Genomic DNA, 13925 nt, shown 5'->3' on the forward strand with positions numbered 1-13925 from the left:
AAACAGGAGTCCGTGCACGACATGAGTGACGAGCCTCAGCCGCAGCAGCCGAATCCGGGCTGGGCACCGAACCAGCCGCAGGCGGACGCCGCCGGCGACCCGGGCACGCCCGAGGCCAGGACGGCCGGGAAACCGAAGCGGACCGGCTGGCGCCGGATGATCCCGACCTGGCGCATGACGCTCGGCGGCTTCGTCATCGTCGTCCTGCTGCTGGTCGGCGGCTTCTTCCTGGGCTACTCGCTGGTGCAGATCCCGCCTGCCAACGCGCTCGCCACCAAGCAGGCCAACGTCTACCTGTACGCGGACGGCTCCGCGATCGCCCGCGACGGCGAGGTCAACCGCGAGAACGTCACCCTCCCGCAGATCTCCAAGGACGCCCAGCACGCGATCCTGGCCGCCGAGGACCGCGACTTCTACACCGAGTCCGCCATCGACCCCAAGGCCATGGTCCGCGCCGCCTGGAACACCGCCCTCGGCAAGGGCAAGCAGTCCGGCTCCACCATCACCCAGCAGTACGTGAAGAACTACTACCTGCGCCAGGAACAGACCGTCACGCGCAAGGCCAAGGAGTTCTTCATCTCGATCAAGCTGGACCGCGAGGTCAGCAAGGACCACATCCTCGAGGGCTACCTCAACACCAGCTACTTCGGCCGCAACGCCTACGGCATCCAGGCCGCCGCCCAGGCCTACTACGGCAAGGACGCCAAGGACCTCGACCCGGCCCGCGCCGCATACCTCGCCGCGCTCGTCAACGCCCCCAGCCAGTACGACGTCGTCGCCCACCCCGAGAACCGCAAGGCCGCCGAGTCCCGCTGGAACTACGTCCTGGACGGCATGGTCAAGAAGGGCTGGCTCAGCGAGTCGAAGCGCGCCGGCATGAAGTTCCCCATGCCGAAGGAGTCCACCCTCTCCACCGGCATGTCCGGACAGCGCGGCTACATCGTCCGGATCGTCAAGGACTACCTCACCCAGAACAAGATCATCGACGAGAGCCAGCTCGACGCCGGCGGCTACCGCATCACGACCACCCTGCAGAAGGGCAAGCAGGACGCGTTCGTGAAGGCCGTCAACGACAAGCTGATGTCCAAGCTCGACAAGAAGAACAACAAGGTCGACACCTACGTCCGCGCCGGCGGCGCCTCCGTCGACCCCAAGACCGGCAAGGTCGTGGCGATGTACAACGGCATCGACTACGTCAAGCAGTACACCCCCAACGCCACCCGCAGGGACTTCCAGGTCGGCTCCACCTTCAAGCCGTTCGTGTTCACCTCGGCCGTCGAGAACCACTCCGAGACCCAGGACGGCCGGGTCATCACCCCGAACACCATCTACGACGGCACCAACAAGCGCCCCGTCCGCGGCTGGACCGGCCAGCCCTACGCCCCCGAGAACGAGGACCAGCGCTCCTACGGCGACATCACCGTCACCGAGGCCACCGACAGCTCCGTGAACTCGGTGTACGCGCAGATGGCCGCCGACGTCGGCCCCGCGAAGGTCAAGCAGACCGCGATCGACCTGGGCGTCCCCGAGACCACTCCCGACCTCGCCGACGGCCCCGCCATCGCGCTCGGCACCGCCACCGCCAGCGTCCTCGACATGGCCGAGGCCTACGCCACCCTCGCCAACCACGGCCGGCACGGCACGTACACGATGGTCGAGAAGGTCACCAAGGAGGGCACGCCCGTCGAGCTGCCCGAGCGCCGCACCCGGCAGGCCGTGAGCCGCGAGGCCGCCGACACCACCACCTCGATGCTGCAGAGCGTCGTCCAGAACGGCACGGCCTCCGCCGCGCAGGCCGCGGGCCGCCCCGTCGCCGGCAAGACCGGCACCGCCGAGGAGGACACGGCGGCCTGGTTCGCGGGCTACACCCCCGACCTCGCCACCGTCGTCTCCGTCATGGGCCAGGATCCGGTCACCGCCGCCCACAAGTCGCTGTACGGCGCCATGGGCCTGGACCGTGTCAACGGCGGCGGCGCACCCGCCGAGATCTGGACGCAGTTCACCCAGGACGCCCTCAAGGGCAAGCCCGCCAAGGAGTTCGACCTCAGGCTCCAGCCCGGCGCCGACGTCTCGCAGGCCCCCAGCAGCGACGCCCCGGCCGACCCGACCACCGGCGCCACCACCGACGGCGGCACGACCACCGGCGGCGAGGACACCGGCACCCAGACGCCCGGCCAGAGCCCCAGCGCCCCCGAGGGGCAGACCGAGGGCCAGACCGACGGCGGCACCACCGACGGCGGCACCGGCGGCCAGTCCCCCACCGGCGGCGGCACCGCGGACGGCGGCACGACCGACGGCGGCACCTCCACCGACGGCGGCACCACCGACGGCGGCACGACGGAGGGCGGCGGCGGCGACGCGAGCGACGGCGGCGCGACGGGCGGCCCGACCGGCCCCGACTGGGGCGTGGTCCCGCAGGGCGCCCGCCGCGAGTAGATCAATGACCGCTGGTCGCCTTCAGCCCCACCACGGCGACCAGCAACAGGCACACGAAGAAGATGCGGGCGGCGGTCGCAGGCTCACCCAGCACCACCATGCCGAACACCGCCGCCCCGGCCGCGCCGATCCCCACCCACACGCCGTAGGCGGTACCGATGGGCAGGGTCTTGGCGGCCTGCGACAGCAGCAGCATGCTGGCGACGATCCCGGCGCCCGTGAGCACGCTGGGCAGCGGACGCGTGAAGCCGTCGGTGTACTTCATCCCGACGGACCACCCCACCTCGAGCAGACCGGCGACGACGAGCAGAACCCAGGCCATGACGGGCACCTCCGGGAAAGGACTGACGGTGTCGGTGCGTCGTCTTTGCCTTGATCCCGGTACGGCGCGTCTCGTCGGGGGTCCCTCCAACGTAGCAAAGCCGCACGACATGCCGAAGGGGCCGGTGACCAGGGTCACCGGCCCCTCTCCGCACTGCTGCCGCCGGTCCTACAGGTACAGGCCCGTCGAGTCCTCGGCGCCCTCGAACCGGTCCGCGGCCACGGCGTGCAGATCACGCTCGCGCATGAGCACGTACGCGATCCCCCGCACCTCGACCTCGGCGCGGTCCTCCGGGTCGAACAGCACCCGGTCGCCCGCCTCCACGGTCCGCACGTTCTGCCCCACCGCGACGACCTCGGCCCATGCCAGCCGCCGGCCGACCGCCGCCGTGGCGGGGATCAGGATGCCGCCGCCGGAACGCCGCTCGCCCTCGCTGGTGTCCTGCCGCACGAGTACGCGGTCGTGCAGCATCCGGATGGGCAGCTTGTCCGGATGGGTACTGTGCTCGTTCCTCTTGGCGCTCACGCCCAGAAACCTACCTGTCTTCCCCGGATACGTACGCAGTCGGGTCAGCCCTTGCGGCGCCGCGTGCTGACCGCGAGCAGCCCGACCACGCCCACCACGACGAGCGCGACGGGCACGACCCGCTCCAGCCGGGGCGCCCCGTCCTCGTCCACGAACCGGGCCCGCACGTCCGTGACGGCCCGGTTGACGCCCACGTAGGCCCGCCCGAGGGTGTGATCGATGTTGGAAGCGACCTTGGCCTTGGCATCCCCGACGATCGTCTTGGGGTGCACCCGCACCCCGATCTCGTCGAGGGTCTCGGCCAGGGTCGTGCGGCGGCGCCTGATGTCCGCCTCGATCTGCGCCGGGGTCCTGGTGTCCGCCGTGTCCGCCACCGTGTCGCCTCCGAAGTCGGTGTGAAGCCTGTGCGGGACAGTCTGTCAGCTCCACGGCTCATCACACTGTCAGCACCCCCGGTTACGCTGGCCCGATGAGCGAGCGACTCCAGCCGGGGGACGTGGCCCCCGCCTTCACCCTGCCCGACGCCGACGGCACCGAGGTGTCCCTGTCGGACCACAAGGGCCGCAAGGTCATCGTGTACTTCTACCCGGCCGCCCTCACGCCCGGCTGCACGAAACAGGCCTGCGACTTCACGGACAACCTGGAGCTGCTGGCGGGCGCGGGCTACGACGTCATCGGCATCTCCCCCGACAAGCCGGAGAAGCTGGCCAAGTTCCGCGACAAGGAGTCCCTCAAGGTCACCCTGCTGGCCGACCCGGACAAGCAGGTCCTGGAGTCCTACGCCGCCTTCGGCGAGAAGAAGAACTACGGCAAGACCTACATGGGCGTCATCCGCTCCACCATCGTCGTGGACGAGGAGGGCAAGGTCGAGCACGCGCTGTACAACGTCCGGGCGACGGGGCACGTGGCGAAGATCATCAAGGATCTGGGGATCTGAAGCCTCACTGATTCTTCCTGCGAGCGGCTCGTACCGGAGAGGCCCGGTACGAGCCGTTCCGCATTCCGGGCGTGACTGTCCGATAAACGGTTCGTTACTCCGTGCGAGATCACGAACGGGTGGTCGGGGACGGAGGAGCGTTTCATGGGGGCCAGTGCGTACACCAGGGAGCGGCTGGAGGAGGCGGCTCGGGGGGCGCGGTCGTTGTCGGAGGCTTTGGGGAGATTGGGGGTGGATCCCCGGAGTTCAACACGGCGGTATGTGTTCGGCCGGATGAAAAAGCTCGGGGTGGACGTATCGCACTTCGAGCGGGAGGGCGTGAAGTGGACGAGAGACGTCCTTGAACGGGCGGTCGGGGCTTCGACGAACATGTGCGAGGTGTTGCGGTTTCTCGGGCTTGAGGTGGTGGGCGGGCATCACACGCACATCAGCCGTCGAATCAAGGCGTACGGGATCGATACGTCGCACTTCCAGGTACCGACGAGGCGCGGGAAGCCGTGGCGTCCGCGAACCCCGGAAGCCCTCCTCGTCGAGCAGCCGGTCGACCGCGCCCGGCGCATTCCGAGCGACCGCCTCAAGTGGGCGATGACGTCCCTGGGAGTGGCGGAGCGGTGCGCCCTCTGCGGCACGAAGGCGGTGTGGCGAGGCCGTCCGCTCCCCCTGGAAGTCGACCACATCGACGGCAGCTGGAGGAACAACCGGCTCCAGAACCTACGACTCCTGTGCCCCAACTGCCATTCGACGACGGACAGTTACCGAGGGCGCGGCAAGAGGCGTGTCTCATGAGCAGTCGGCGGGCCCGGCCCACTCCTGAGCAACTACGTGCCGCAGTCGTCGAGTCCTTCTCCTTCGCCGAGGTGCTGCGCCGCCTGGGGCGCGCGGACAGCGGCACTCAGCGTGCGCATCTGCGCCGGTGGATCGCCGAGGACCAGCTCGCCACGGAGCACTTTCTGGGCCAGGCTCACCAGCGCGGGAAGTGTCGCCCAGCCCTCAGACGCCCTGAGGATGTCCTGGTCAAGCATGGCGGCGAGCGTCGGACCCGCACGGTTGTGCTGCGTCGGGCGCTCCGCGAGATGGGCGTGCCCGAAGAGTGCGCCGACTGCGGGATCGGCCCCGAGTGGTTCGGCAAACCCATGACGCTGGAAGTCGATCACATCAACGGGGACTGGAGTGATGACCGGCTGGAGAACCTGCGGTTGTTGTGTCCCAACTGCCATGCGGTAACGAGCACCTGGTGCAGAGGCGGCAGTAGACATTCCTCGCAGCCGCGCAGCACCTGACCGGTACGATGGCCTGGATGCGGCCGTGGCGGAATTGGCCTACGCGCAACACTTAGGATGTTGTGGGAGAAATCCCTTGAGGGTTCGAGTCCCTCCGGCCGCACGCCTTTGAATCGACGGCCCACCCGGTGTACCGGGTGGGCCTCGTCGTCAGCCCAAAAGCTCCCCCACCACCGGCACCAACGCCCGGAACGCCTTCCCCCGGTGGCTGATCGCGTTCTTCTCCTGGGGGGTCAGTTCCGCGCAGGTTCGGGACTCGCCCTCCGGCTGGAGGATCGGGTCGTAGCCGAAGCCGCCCGAGCCCGTCGGTGCGTGGCGCAGTACTCCCCGTAGCTGTCCCTCGACCACCCGCTCCGTGCCGTCCGGCAGGGCCAGGGCCGCCGCGCAGGCGAAGTGGGCGCCTCGGTGTTCGTCGGCGATGTCGGAGAGCTGGGCGAGGAGGAGGTTCAGGTTGGCCTTGTCGTCGCCGTGGTGGCCGGACCAGCGGGCGGAGAAGATGCCGGGGGCGCCGTTGAGGACGTCGACGCAGAGGCCGGAGTCGTCGGCGACCGCGGGCAGGCCTGTTGCCCGGGCCAGGGCGTGGGCCTTGAGGAGTGCGTTCTCGGTGAACGTCACGCCTGTTTCCTTGACGTCGGGGATGTCCGGGTAGGCGTCGGCGCCGACGAGTTCGTGGGGCAGTCCGGCTTCGGCGAGGATCGCGCGAAGTTCGGTGATCTTCCCGGCGTTGCGGGTGGCGAGGATCAGGCGACTCATGGCCACAACAGTATTGCCCCGGCGCCCCGTCAGGGGCGCGGGGAACTGCGCGAGCGACCACGACGGGCCCGCAGACGGCCACCGAAAGAAACCCGGCACACGAGAAGCCGCAGTCGGCCCGGCCAGCGCAGCGCTACGGCGTGCAGACCTTCGTCAACTCGCCCGCCGCGTCCGTGACCGGGCTGATGTCGGGCGTCTCGTCGCCGTTCTTGATCGATGTGCGGACGTTGTCCACGGCCTTGTTGAGGTCGTCGACGGCCTTGCTGACATCCGCGTTGTCGGTCTTGTCGCCGATGTCGCCGAGGTTCTTGTCGATGGAGTCGAGGGACTCGTCGAGCTGCGTCGGGTCGTTGGCCGCGCTGTCGACCGCCTGCTGGAGTTCCGTGACGCTGTCGGCGATGGCGTCGGCGGTCTGGACGCAGTCCAGCGCCTTGTCGACGGCGGCGCAGCCGGTGGTGAGTCCGGCGGTCAGCGCGACGGCCGCCAGGGTGGCGGCGACGGCTGCGGTGCGGCGTCGGCGGCGGCTCGCGGCCATGGAGCGGTCCCTCTCGTTCGACGGGCCGGTCGGGCCCGTGTGGCTGGCCGGGCGCACAGGGATGAGCCGTGCGCCCGTACTCCTTCAGACGCGCGTGTGCTCGGCGCGGTTGCCTGTGCCGAGCACCCGCCTTGGTGTGCCCTTTACTTTCCGAGGACGGTGTCGAGGGCGGTGCGCTGGTGGGCGGCGAGTTCGTCGCAGCCGGCGACGGCGAGGTCGAGGAGGGCGTTCAGTTCGTCGCGGGCGAAGGGTTCGGCTTCGGCGGTGCCCTGGACCTCGACGAAGCGGCCGTCGCCGGTGCAGACGACGTTCATGTCGGTGTCGGCCTTGACGTCTTCTTCGTAGCAGAGGTCGAGGAGGGGGAGGCCTGCGACGATGCCGACGGAGACGGCGGAGACGGTGCCGGTGAGGGGCTTGCGGCCGGCCTTGATGATTTTCTTGCCCTGGGCCCAGGCGACGGCGTCGGCCAGTGCGACGTAGGCGCCGGTGATCGCGGCCGTGCGGGTGCCGCCGTCGGCCTGGAGGACGTCGCAGTCGAGGACGATGGTGTTCTCGCCGAGGGCCTTGTAGTCGATGACGGCGCGCAGCGAGCGGCCGATGAGGCGGCTGATCTCGTGGGTGCGGCCGCCGATGCGGCCCTTGACGGACTCGCGGTCGCCGCGGGTGTTGGTGGAGCGGGGCAGCATGGAGTATTCGGCGGTGACCCAGCCTTCGCCGCTGCCCTTGCGCCAGCGCGGGACGCCTTCGGTGACGGAGGCGGTGCAGAAGACCTTGGTGTCGCCGAAGGAGATGAGGACGGAGCCTTCGGCGTGCTTGCTCCAGCCGCGCTCGATGGTGATGGGGCGGAGCTGTTGGGGGGTGCGGCCGTCGATTCGAGACATGCGGCTGAGCCTATCCGTACGTGCGGAAGGGCCCCTCCCGTGGTGGGAGGGGCCCGGTGGTGTGCTGGGGTGTCGGGGGGTGTCAGGGGGTGAAGCCCGGGACGATCCCCGCTCTTCACATCAGGTCTTCGATCTCCGCTGCGATGGGGTCGGCGTCGGTGCCGATGACGACCTGGATCGCGGTGCCCATTTTGACGACGCCGTGGGCGCCGGCGGCTTTCAGGGCGGTTTCGTCGACCTTGGCGGGGTCCACGACCTCGGTGCGGAGGCGGGTGATGCAGCCTTCGACTTCTTCGATGTTGTCGATGCCGCCGAGCCCGGCAACGATCTTCTCAGCCTTGGTGGCCATGTTCGTTCTCCCTGATCCGAACCGCTTTGTCGCAGTAACCCACAGTTGGCCCAACTTTGCGAGCGGTCATGTCGTGTGTGCCGAAGGATGGCGTCACGTCTGCGTGACCGTCCGGACGACTGGTCTACACCACGAGCCCGTCTCTCGACAAAGGGGACCGGAAATGAGTGCCGACAGCCCGGCCGGATCCGCTGCCGCCGTGAGCCCCGCGCGTGTTCGCTGGAACCGATTGTTCCAGGGGTTGCAGAAGATGGGCCGCAGTCTGCAGTTGCCGATCGCGGTGCTGCCGGCGGCTGGGATCCTCAACCGGCTGGGGCAGCCGGATGTGTTCGGGGAGGACGGGCTGGGCTGGACGAACGTCTCGAAGGTGATGGTGGGGGCGGGCGGTGCGCTGCTGGACAGTTCGCTGGGGTTGCCGCTGTTGTTCTGTGTGGGCGTTGCGATCGGGATGGCGAAGAAGTCGGACGGTTCGACTGCGTTGGCGGCGGTGGCCGGGTTCCTCGTGTACTGGACGGTGCTGCGGCAGTTTCCGGAGGGTTGTCCGGAGGGGTCGGTGGCGGTGCCGAACGTCGGGTGCCAGGTGACCGACGGGGACCGGACGGTGACGGCGTTCGCGTTCCAGAATCCGGGAGTGTTCGGCGGGATCGTGATGGGGCTGCTGGCGGCGTTCTTCTGGGCGCGGTTCCATCGCACGCGGCTGGTGGACTGGCTGGGGTTCTTCAACGGCCGGCGGCTGGTGCCGATCATCATGGCGTTCGTGGCGATCGCGTTCGCGGCGCTGTGTCTGTGGGTGTGGCCGCCGATCGGTGACGCGCTGGAGAGCTTCAGCGACTGGATGGACGGTCTGGACGCGTGGGGTGCCGGTGTGTTCGGGGTGGCGAACCGGGCGTTGCTGGTGGTGGGGCTGCATCAGTTCCTGAACGTGCCCATCTGGTTCCAGTTCGGCTCGTTCACGAGGCCGGACGGGACGGTGGTGCACGGTGACATCAACATGTTCCTGGCGGGCGACCCGGAGGCGGGGCAGTTCCTCTCGGGGTTCTTCCCGATCATGATGTTCGCGCTTCCGGCGGCGGCGTTGGCGATCACGCACTGTGCGCGGCCGGAGCGGCGCAAGGAGGTCGGTGGCCTGATGCTGTCGGTGGCGCTGACGTCGTTCGTCACGGGTATCACGGAGCCGATCGAGTACTCGTTCCTGTTCGTCGCGCCGGCGCTGTATGTGGTGCACGCGCTGCTGACGGGGGTGTCGATGGCGGTGACGTGGGGGCTGGGGGTGCATGACGGGTTCAGCTTCTCGGCGGGGCTGATCGACTACGTCATCAACTGGAATCTGGCCACCAGGCCGTGGCTGATCATCCCGATCGGGCTGGGCTTCGCGCTCCTCTACTACGTGATCTTCCGGTTCGCGATCACGAGGTTCGACTTGAGGACTCCGGGGCGTGAGCCCGCGGAGGACGTCGAGGACAGCGCCAAGGCTTGATCGTCGCGGCGGGCGGAATTGGCGGGTTCCACTCGTTCGGCCTACCGTGCTACAACTGGTCTACACCACTCAGTGGTGGAGGTAGCGCGGCGCTGACCGCGTTCCCCTTTCTTTGAGACGCCGCCGTCCCCCGTCGAACTCTTCCTGGGCGGCGCTGTGCCCCCTGGAGGAAGTTCATGTCCACAGACACAGCCGCGCCCGCGAGCCCGAGCAAGGGGTCGGCCGTGATGGCCGTCATGCAGCGCATCGGCCGCAGCCTGATGCTGCCCGTCGCCGTGCTGCCCGCCGCCGCCCTGCTGGTCCGTCTCGGCAACGACGACATGCTGGGCCGCCCGGAGTTCCCCGCCTTCCTGACGAAGATCGCCGGCTTCATGGCCGCGGGCGGCAACGCGATCCTCGACAACATGGCGCTGCTGTTCGCCGTGGGCATCGCGATCGGGTTCGCCAAGAAGTCGGACGGCTCCACGGCGCTCGCCGCCGTCACCGGCTATCTCGTCTTCCAGCGGGTGCTCGCCACCTTCACCGACCCGAACCAGCCGAAGGTGCCGACCGCCGTCGACGGCAAGGTCGTCATGATGGAGAAGGCGGTCAACGCCGGTGTCCTCGGCGGCGTGGTCATGGGCATCGTCGTCGCCCTGCTCTACCAGCGCTTCCACCGCACGAAGCTGCCCGACTGGGCCGGCTTCTTCGGCGGCCGCCGCCTGGTCCCGATCCTGTCGGCCTTCGCGGGTCTGATCATCGGCATCGTCTTCGGTTACATCTGGCCGGTCCTCGGCGCGGGCCTGCACAACTTCGGTGAGTGGCTGGTCGGTTCCGGTGCGGTCGGCGCGGGCATCTTCGGTGTCGCCAACCGCGCGCTGATCCCGGTGGGCATGCACCACCTGCTGAACTCCTTCCCGTGGCTCCAGGCCGGCGAGTACGAGGGCAAGAACGGCGACATCGCCCGCTTCCTCGCCGGCGACCCGACCGCCGGGCAGTTCATGACCGGCTTCTTCCCGATCATGATGTTCGCCCTGCCGGCCGCCTGCCTCGCGATCGTGCACTGCGCCCGGCCCGAGCGCCGCAAGGTCGTCGGCGGCATGATGCTCTCTCTCGCGCTGACCTCGTTCGTCACGGGAGTCACCGAGCCGATCGAGTTCACCTTCATGTTCATCGCGCCAATCCTGTACGCGATCCACGCCGTGCTCACCGGTGTCTCGATGGCACTGACCTGGGCCCTCGGAATGAAGGACGGCTTCGGCTTCTCGGCCGGAGCGATCGACTTCGCTCTGAACCTGGGCATCGCGACCAACCCGTGGGGCCTGGCCCTGGTCGGCCTGTGCTTCGCGGCGGTCTACTACGTGGTCTTCCGCTTCGCGATCACCAAGTTCAACCTGCCGACGCCGGGCCGCGAGTCCGACGAGGAACTCGCCGAGCTGCAGAAGGCCGAGGCCAAGTAACCCGCGCCACGCGGAAGGCCCCGGAACCCGAGCGGGTTCCGGGGCCTTCCGTGTGCCGGGCCTTCAGATCTCGTACATCTGCCGGGGGGCGGCGAGGTCCACCGGACCGTCGTACACCTCGCGGGCGTCGGCGACGTTGACCTGGGGGTCCGTCCACGGCGGGATGTGGGTGAGGACCAGGCGGCGGGCACCGGCCCGGGCCGCCGTCTCACCCGCCTCGCGGCCGTTGAGGTGCAGGTCGGGGATGTTCTCCTTGCCGTGCGTGAACGCGGCCTCGCACAGGAACAGGTCGGCGTCCCGGGCGAGTTCGTCCAGGGCGGGGCTCACGCCGGTGTCGCCGGAGTACGTCAGGACCTTGCCGCCGTGCTCGATCCGGATGCCGTACGCCTCCACGGGGTGGGCCACCCGCTCGGTGTGCACCGTGAACGGGCCGAGCTCGAAGGTGGACGGCTTGACCGTGTGGAAGTCGAAGACCTCGCTCATGGAGGAGGCGGAGGGGGTGTCCGCGTAGGCGGTGGTCAGCCGGTGTTCCGTGCCTTCGGGGCCGAAGACGGGCAGTGGGTCGCAGCGGCCGCCGTCGTGGCGGTAGTAGCGCGCGACGAAGTACGCGCACATGTCGATGCAGTGGTCGGCGTGCAGGTGGCTGAGGAAGATCGCGTCGAGGTCGTAGAGACCGCAGTGGCGCTGAAGCTCGCCCAGGGCACCGTTGCCCAGGTCGAGAAGCAGCCGGAAGCCGTCGGCCTCGACGAGGTAGCTCGAGCAGGCCGATTCCGCGGACGGGAACGACCCCGAGCAGCCGACGACGGTGAGCTTCATGAAGCAGAAACCTCCGCTGGCGGGAAATGTCTGAGAGGGGCGTCGGGGGTCGTGCGGTCCGTCGAGCGTAAGGCGCAAAACCTCCGGTAGCTCCTCCCCCAAGGCCTGTTGTGGGGGAACTCACCTGTGCTGTCACCGGTTCGGCTGGCAGGGCCGGGGGGTGATCCTCGTGAGGGGGGCGCGTGGCGGGGGCGGCGCCGGTAACGTCTCAGTATGGACACGTCCTGGTGGCTGGCGCTCGCCGCGGTGGTGCTGCTCGCGCTCGTCGCCACGCTCGTCGACGGCTGGGGCCGCGGGCGGCGGCCGTCGGCCCGGCGGGTCCGGACGGCGGCACCGGCCGCCGCGCCGGAGGGCCGGCCGCAGCCGGCGGAGATCTGGTGGGCGGACGTGCCCTACGAGGACGAAACCCGCACGAAGGACCGGCCCTGTCTGGTGCTGGCGGTGCGTGGGGAGCGGGCGACGGTCGCGAAGATCACCACCCGGTTGCGGGACGAGCGCACCGGGGTGATCCCGCTGCCCCCGGGCTCGGTGGGTGACGCCCAGGGCCGTGCGAGTTTCCTGGAGACGGACGAGTTGCGGGAGGTCCCGGTGTGGGGCTTCCGGCGGCGGGTCGGAGTGGTGGATCCGGCGCTGTGGGACCGGGTGCGGTATCTGGCGGGCTGAGCACCGCAAAAGGGCTGGAGTCATGGACTCCAGCCCCTTTGTGTCGGTGTTTCGCCGTCGGCTACGCCCAGAGCTGGCCCTGGAGCGTGTCGATGGCCTCTTCCGTCGTGGCCGCCGTGTAGACGCCCGTCGAGAGGTACTTCCAGCCTCCGTCGGCGACGACGAACGCGATGTCGGCCGGGTCCCCGGCCTTGACTGCCTTCTTGCCGACGCCGATCGCGGCGTGCAGCGCGGCGCCCGTGGAGACGCCGGCGAAGATGCCCTCCTGCTGGAGCAGCTCGCGGGTGCGGGTGACCGCGTCCGCCGAGCCGACCGAGAAGCGGCTGGTGAGGACGGACGCGTCGTACAGCTCGGGGACGAAGCCCTCATCGAGGTTGCGCAGGCCGTAGACGAGGTCGTCGTAGCGCGGTTCGGCGGCGACGATCTGGATGTCCGGCTTGTGCTCGCGCAGGAAGCGGCCCACGCCCATGAGGGTGCCGGTGGTGCCGAGGCCGGCCACGAAGTGCGTGATCGACGGCAGGTCCGCGAGGATCTCGGGGCCGGTCGTGGCGTAGTGGGCGCCCGCGTTGTCCGGGTTGCCGTACTGGTAGAGCATCACCCAGTCCGGGTGCTCGGCCGAGAGTTCCTTGGCGACGCGCACGGCGGTGTTGGAGCCGCCCGCCGCCGGGGAGGAGACGATCTCCGCGCCCCACATGCCCAGCAGGTCCCGGCGTTCCTGCGAGGTGTTCTCCGGCATGACGCACACGATGCGGTAGCCCTTGAGCTTCGCCGCCATCGCCAGGGAGATGCCGGTGTTGCCCGACGTCGGCTCGAGGATGGTGCAGCCCGGGGTCAGGCGGCCGTCCTTCTCCGCCTGCTCGATCATGTGCAGGGCCGGACGGTCCTTGACCGACCCCGTCGGGTTGCGGTCCTCCAGCTTCGCCCAGATGCGGACGTCGGCGGACGGCGACAGCCGCGGCAGGCGCACCAGGGGGGTGTTGCCGACCGCGGCCAGGGGGGAGTCGTAGCGCATCGGTGATCAGACCATGCCGCCGGCCACGGCCGGCAGGATCGTGACGTTGTCGCCGTCCGACAGCTTGGTGTTGATGCCGTCGAGGAAGCGGACGTCCTCGTCGTTCAGGTACACGTTGACGAAGCGGCGCAGCTGGTCGCCGTCCACGATGCGGGCCTTGATGCCGGTGTGCCGGGTCTCGAGGTCGGTGAACAGTTCGGCGAGGGTGTCTCCCTTGCCCTCCACCGCCTTCTGACCGTCGGTGTAGGTGCGGAGGATGGTCGGGATGCGGACCTCGATGGCCATGGCTTCAGGGCTCCTGTCGGGAGTAGTCGGTCGGGGCGCGCGGCAGCGCCGGAACAGCGGGGTGGTGCGTGTGTGCGGCGCCGCGGCTCACGGCCGTACGGCGGCAGGGACCGGCGTCAACAGATGGCGCTGGCGAGCCTGCACAGGTCGACGTGCAGCCGCGCCACGAGCAGCTCGCCCGGCGTCTTGTCGCTCACGTCGTGGAAAACCATGGG

At 69.3% G+C, this 13925-nt stretch carries 18 protein-coding genes, 1 tRNA gene and 1 riboswitch; of the genes, 8 read left to right on the plus strand and 11 right to left on the minus strand.

Features of this window, described 5'->3' with window-relative positions; all coding sequences use genetic code 11:
- Nucleotides 1–21 precede the first annotated feature (21 nt).
- Nucleotides 22–2436: a transglycosylase domain-containing protein gene (locus CEB94_RS15545; protein WP_175432804.1), complete on the plus strand. Its 2415-nt coding sequence runs from the start codon at nucleotides 22–24 to the stop codon at nucleotides 2434–2436.
- A 1-nt stretch (nucleotide 2437) separates the two neighbouring features.
- On the opposite strand, the gene CEB94_RS15550 is transcribed toward CEB94_RS15545, so the two are convergent.
- The 3 genes from CEB94_RS15550 to CEB94_RS15560 all read right to left on the minus strand — a co-directional run bounded on the left by CEB94_RS15550 (nucleotide 2438) and on the right by CEB94_RS15560 (nucleotide 3657).
- The gene (locus tag CEB94_RS15550; RefSeq protein ID WP_175432805.1) at nucleotides 2438–2758 is read right to left on the minus strand and encodes a DMT family transporter; all 321 of its coding nucleotides are present in this window, start codon (nucleotides 2756–2758) and stop codon (nucleotides 2438–2440) included.
- Between the two features lie 33 nt (nucleotides 2759–2791).
- Nucleotides 2792–2859: riboswitch (guanidine-III (ykkC-III) riboswitch) on the minus strand.
- A 67-nt stretch (nucleotides 2860–2926) separates the two neighbouring features.
- Nucleotides 2927–3283, minus strand: coding sequence for a GroES family chaperonin (locus CEB94_RS15555; protein WP_031140106.1), 357 nt, complete (start codon nucleotides 3281–3283; stop codon nucleotides 2927–2929).
- A 44-nt stretch (nucleotides 3284–3327) separates the two neighbouring features.
- Nucleotides 3328–3657: a DUF3618 domain-containing protein gene (locus tag CEB94_RS15560; RefSeq protein WP_175432806.1), complete on the minus strand. Its 330-nt coding sequence runs from the start codon at nucleotides 3655–3657 to the stop codon at nucleotides 3328–3330.
- 95 nt (nucleotides 3658–3752) lie between these two features.
- On the opposite strand from CEB94_RS15560, the gene bcp reads away from it, so the two are divergent.
- From bcp to CEB94_RS15580, 4 genes are all read left to right on the plus strand, one after another.
- The gene (gene bcp, locus CEB94_RS15565; RefSeq protein WP_175432807.1) at nucleotides 3753–4220 is read left to right on the plus strand and encodes a thioredoxin-dependent thiol peroxidase; all 468 of its coding nucleotides are present in this window, start codon (nucleotides 3753–3755) and stop codon (nucleotides 4218–4220) included.
- Between the two features lie 144 nt (nucleotides 4221–4364).
- Nucleotides 4365–5006, plus strand: coding sequence for an HNH endonuclease signature motif containing protein (locus CEB94_RS15570; protein ID WP_175432808.1), 642 nt, complete (start codon nucleotides 4365–4367; stop codon nucleotides 5004–5006).
- The gene (locus CEB94_RS15575; RefSeq protein ID WP_175432809.1) at nucleotides 5003–5500 is read left to right on the plus strand and encodes an HNH endonuclease signature motif containing protein; all 498 of its coding nucleotides are present in this window, start codon (nucleotides 5003–5005) and stop codon (nucleotides 5498–5500) included. The genes CEB94_RS15570 and CEB94_RS15575 overlap by 4 nt, the downstream gene beginning before the upstream one ends.
- A gap of 19 nt (nucleotides 5501–5519) precedes the next feature.
- Nucleotides 5520–5603 (plus strand) — tRNA-Leu (locus CEB94_RS15580).
- Between the two features lie 47 nt (nucleotides 5604–5650).
- Here the strand turns inward: CEB94_RS15580 and rdgB are convergent.
- The 4 genes from rdgB to CEB94_RS15600 form a co-directional block, all read right to left on the minus strand.
- Nucleotides 5651–6253 carry an RdgB/HAM1 family non-canonical purine NTP pyrophosphatase gene (gene rdgB / locus CEB94_RS15585; RefSeq protein ID WP_175432810.1) on the minus strand — a complete coding sequence of 201 codons (603 nt, stop codon included), beginning with the start codon at nucleotides 6251–6253 and terminating at the stop codon, nucleotides 5651–5653.
- A 133-nt stretch (nucleotides 6254–6386) separates the two neighbouring features.
- Complete coding sequence (locus CEB94_RS15590) at nucleotides 6387–6788, minus strand: hypothetical protein (RefSeq protein ID WP_175432811.1); 402 nt, start codon at nucleotides 6786–6788, stop codon at nucleotides 6387–6389.
- A gap of 143 nt (nucleotides 6789–6931) precedes the next feature.
- Entirely contained in the window at nucleotides 6932–7669 is a 738-nt protein-coding gene (gene rph / locus CEB94_RS15595) for a ribonuclease PH (protein WP_175432812.1), read from the minus strand.
- 115 nt (nucleotides 7670–7784) lie between these two features.
- Entirely contained in the window at nucleotides 7785–8018 is a 234-nt protein-coding gene (locus CEB94_RS15600) for a PTS sugar transporter subunit IIB (protein WP_031140089.1), read from the minus strand.
- A gap of 163 nt (nucleotides 8019–8181) precedes the next feature.
- Here CEB94_RS15600 and CEB94_RS15605 point away from each other — a divergent pair, with 163 nt between their 5' ends.
- A complete protein-coding gene (locus CEB94_RS15605; protein WP_175432813.1) occupies nucleotides 8182–9495 on the plus strand; it encodes a PTS transporter subunit EIIC in 1314 nt (437 codons plus the stop codon).
- A 176-nt stretch (nucleotides 9496–9671) separates the two neighbouring features.
- Nucleotides 9672–10934 (plus strand): PTS transporter subunit EIIC, encoded by a 1263-nt coding sequence (locus CEB94_RS15610; protein ID WP_175432814.1) that lies wholly within the window; start codon nucleotides 9672–9674, stop codon nucleotides 10932–10934.
- 63 nt (nucleotides 10935–10997) lie between these two features.
- On the opposite strand, the gene CEB94_RS15615 is transcribed toward CEB94_RS15610, so the two are convergent.
- The gene (locus tag CEB94_RS15615) at nucleotides 10998–11750 is read right to left on the minus strand and encodes an MBL fold metallo-hydrolase (RefSeq protein WP_175432815.1); all 753 of its coding nucleotides are present in this window, start codon (nucleotides 11748–11750) and stop codon (nucleotides 10998–11000) included.
- 213 nt (nucleotides 11751–11963) lie between these two features.
- Between CEB94_RS15615 and CEB94_RS15620 the strand changes: the two genes are divergently transcribed.
- Nucleotides 11964–12413: a type II toxin-antitoxin system PemK/MazF family toxin gene (locus tag CEB94_RS15620; protein WP_175432816.1), complete on the plus strand. Its 450-nt coding sequence runs from the start codon at nucleotides 11964–11966 to the stop codon at nucleotides 12411–12413.
- A gap of 61 nt (nucleotides 12414–12474) precedes the next feature.
- Here the strand turns inward: CEB94_RS15620 and CEB94_RS15625 are convergent, their stop codons facing one another.
- The 3 genes from CEB94_RS15625 to CEB94_RS41885 all read right to left on the minus strand — a co-directional run bounded on the left by CEB94_RS15625 (nucleotide 12475) and on the right by CEB94_RS41885 (nucleotide 13922).
- Nucleotides 12475–13425, minus strand: coding sequence for a PLP-dependent cysteine synthase family protein (locus tag CEB94_RS15625; protein ID WP_175432817.1), 951 nt, complete (start codon nucleotides 13423–13425; stop codon nucleotides 12475–12477).
- A 6-nt stretch (nucleotides 13426–13431) separates the two neighbouring features.
- Nucleotides 13432–13710, minus strand: a complete 279-nt coding sequence (locus CEB94_RS15630; RefSeq protein ID WP_175432818.1) for a MoaD/ThiS family protein — start codon at nucleotides 13708–13710, stop codon at nucleotides 13432–13434.
- A gap of 116 nt (nucleotides 13711–13826) precedes the next feature.
- On the minus strand, nucleotides 13827–13922 hold the full coding sequence (locus CEB94_RS41885; RefSeq protein WP_311125941.1) for a putative leader peptide: 96 nt from the start codon (nucleotides 13920–13922) through the stop codon (nucleotides 13827–13829).
- Nucleotides 13923–13925: the final 3 nt, after the last annotated feature.

Source organism: Streptomyces hawaiiensis, assembly GCF_004803895.1.
Taxonomy (GTDB): Bacteria; Actinomycetota; Actinomycetes; order Streptomycetales; family Streptomycetaceae; genus Streptomyces; species Streptomyces hawaiiensis.

What these genes read in the sequence shown, in the direction of transcription:
- CEB94_RS15625 (WP_175432817.1), bottom strand. Translation starts at nt 13,425, where the DNA reads ATGCGCTACGACTCCCCCCTGGCCGCGGTCGGCAACACCCCCCTGGTG.
- rph (WP_175432812.1), bottom strand. Translation starts at nt 7,669, where the DNA reads ATGTCTCGAATCGACGGCCGCACCCCCCAACAGCTCCGCCCCATCACC.
- CEB94_RS15605 (WP_175432813.1), top strand. Translation starts at nt 8,182, where the DNA reads ATGAGTGCCGACAGCCCGGCCGGATCCGCTGCCGCCGTGAGCCCCGCG.
- CEB94_RS15610 (WP_175432814.1), top strand. Translation starts at nt 9,672, where the DNA reads ATGTCCACAGACACAGCCGCGCCCGCGAGCCCGAGCAAGGGGTCGGCC.
- CEB94_RS15600 (WP_031140089.1), bottom strand. Translation starts at nt 8,018, where the DNA reads ATGGCCACCAAGGCTGAGAAGATCGTTGCCGGGCTCGGCGGCATCGAC.
- CEB94_RS15620 (WP_175432816.1), top strand. Translation starts at nt 11,964, where the DNA reads ATGGACACGTCCTGGTGGCTGGCGCTCGCCGCGGTGGTGCTGCTCGCG.
- CEB94_RS41885 (WP_311125941.1), bottom strand. Translation starts at nt 13,922, where the DNA reads ATGGTTTTCCACGACGTGAGCGACAAGACGCCGGGCGAGCTGCTCGTG.
- CEB94_RS15590 (WP_175432811.1), bottom strand. Translation starts at nt 6,788, where the DNA reads ATGGCCGCGAGCCGCCGCCGACGCCGCACCGCAGCCGTCGCCGCCACC.
- CEB94_RS15570 (WP_175432808.1), top strand. Translation starts at nt 4,365, where the DNA reads ATGGGGGCCAGTGCGTACACCAGGGAGCGGCTGGAGGAGGCGGCTCGG.
- CEB94_RS15615 (WP_175432815.1), bottom strand. Translation starts at nt 11,750, where the DNA reads ATGAAGCTCACCGTCGTCGGCTGCTCGGGGTCGTTCCCGTCCGCGGAA.
- CEB94_RS15550 (WP_175432805.1), bottom strand. Translation starts at nt 2,758, where the DNA reads ATGGCCTGGGTTCTGCTCGTCGTCGCCGGTCTGCTCGAGGTGGGGTGG.
- bcp (WP_175432807.1), top strand. Translation starts at nt 3,753, where the DNA reads ATGAGCGAGCGACTCCAGCCGGGGGACGTGGCCCCCGCCTTCACCCTG.
- CEB94_RS15575 (WP_175432809.1), top strand. Translation starts at nt 5,003, where the DNA reads ATGAGCAGTCGGCGGGCCCGGCCCACTCCTGAGCAACTACGTGCCGCA.
- CEB94_RS15630 (WP_175432818.1), bottom strand. Translation starts at nt 13,710, where the DNA reads ATGGCCATCGAGGTCCGCATCCCGACCATCCTCCGCACCTACACCGAC.
- CEB94_RS15545 (WP_175432804.1), top strand. Translation starts at nt 22, where the DNA reads ATGAGTGACGAGCCTCAGCCGCAGCAGCCGAATCCGGGCTGGGCACCG.
- rdgB (WP_175432810.1), bottom strand. Translation starts at nt 6,253, where the DNA reads ATGAGTCGCCTGATCCTCGCCACCCGCAACGCCGGGAAGATCACCGAA.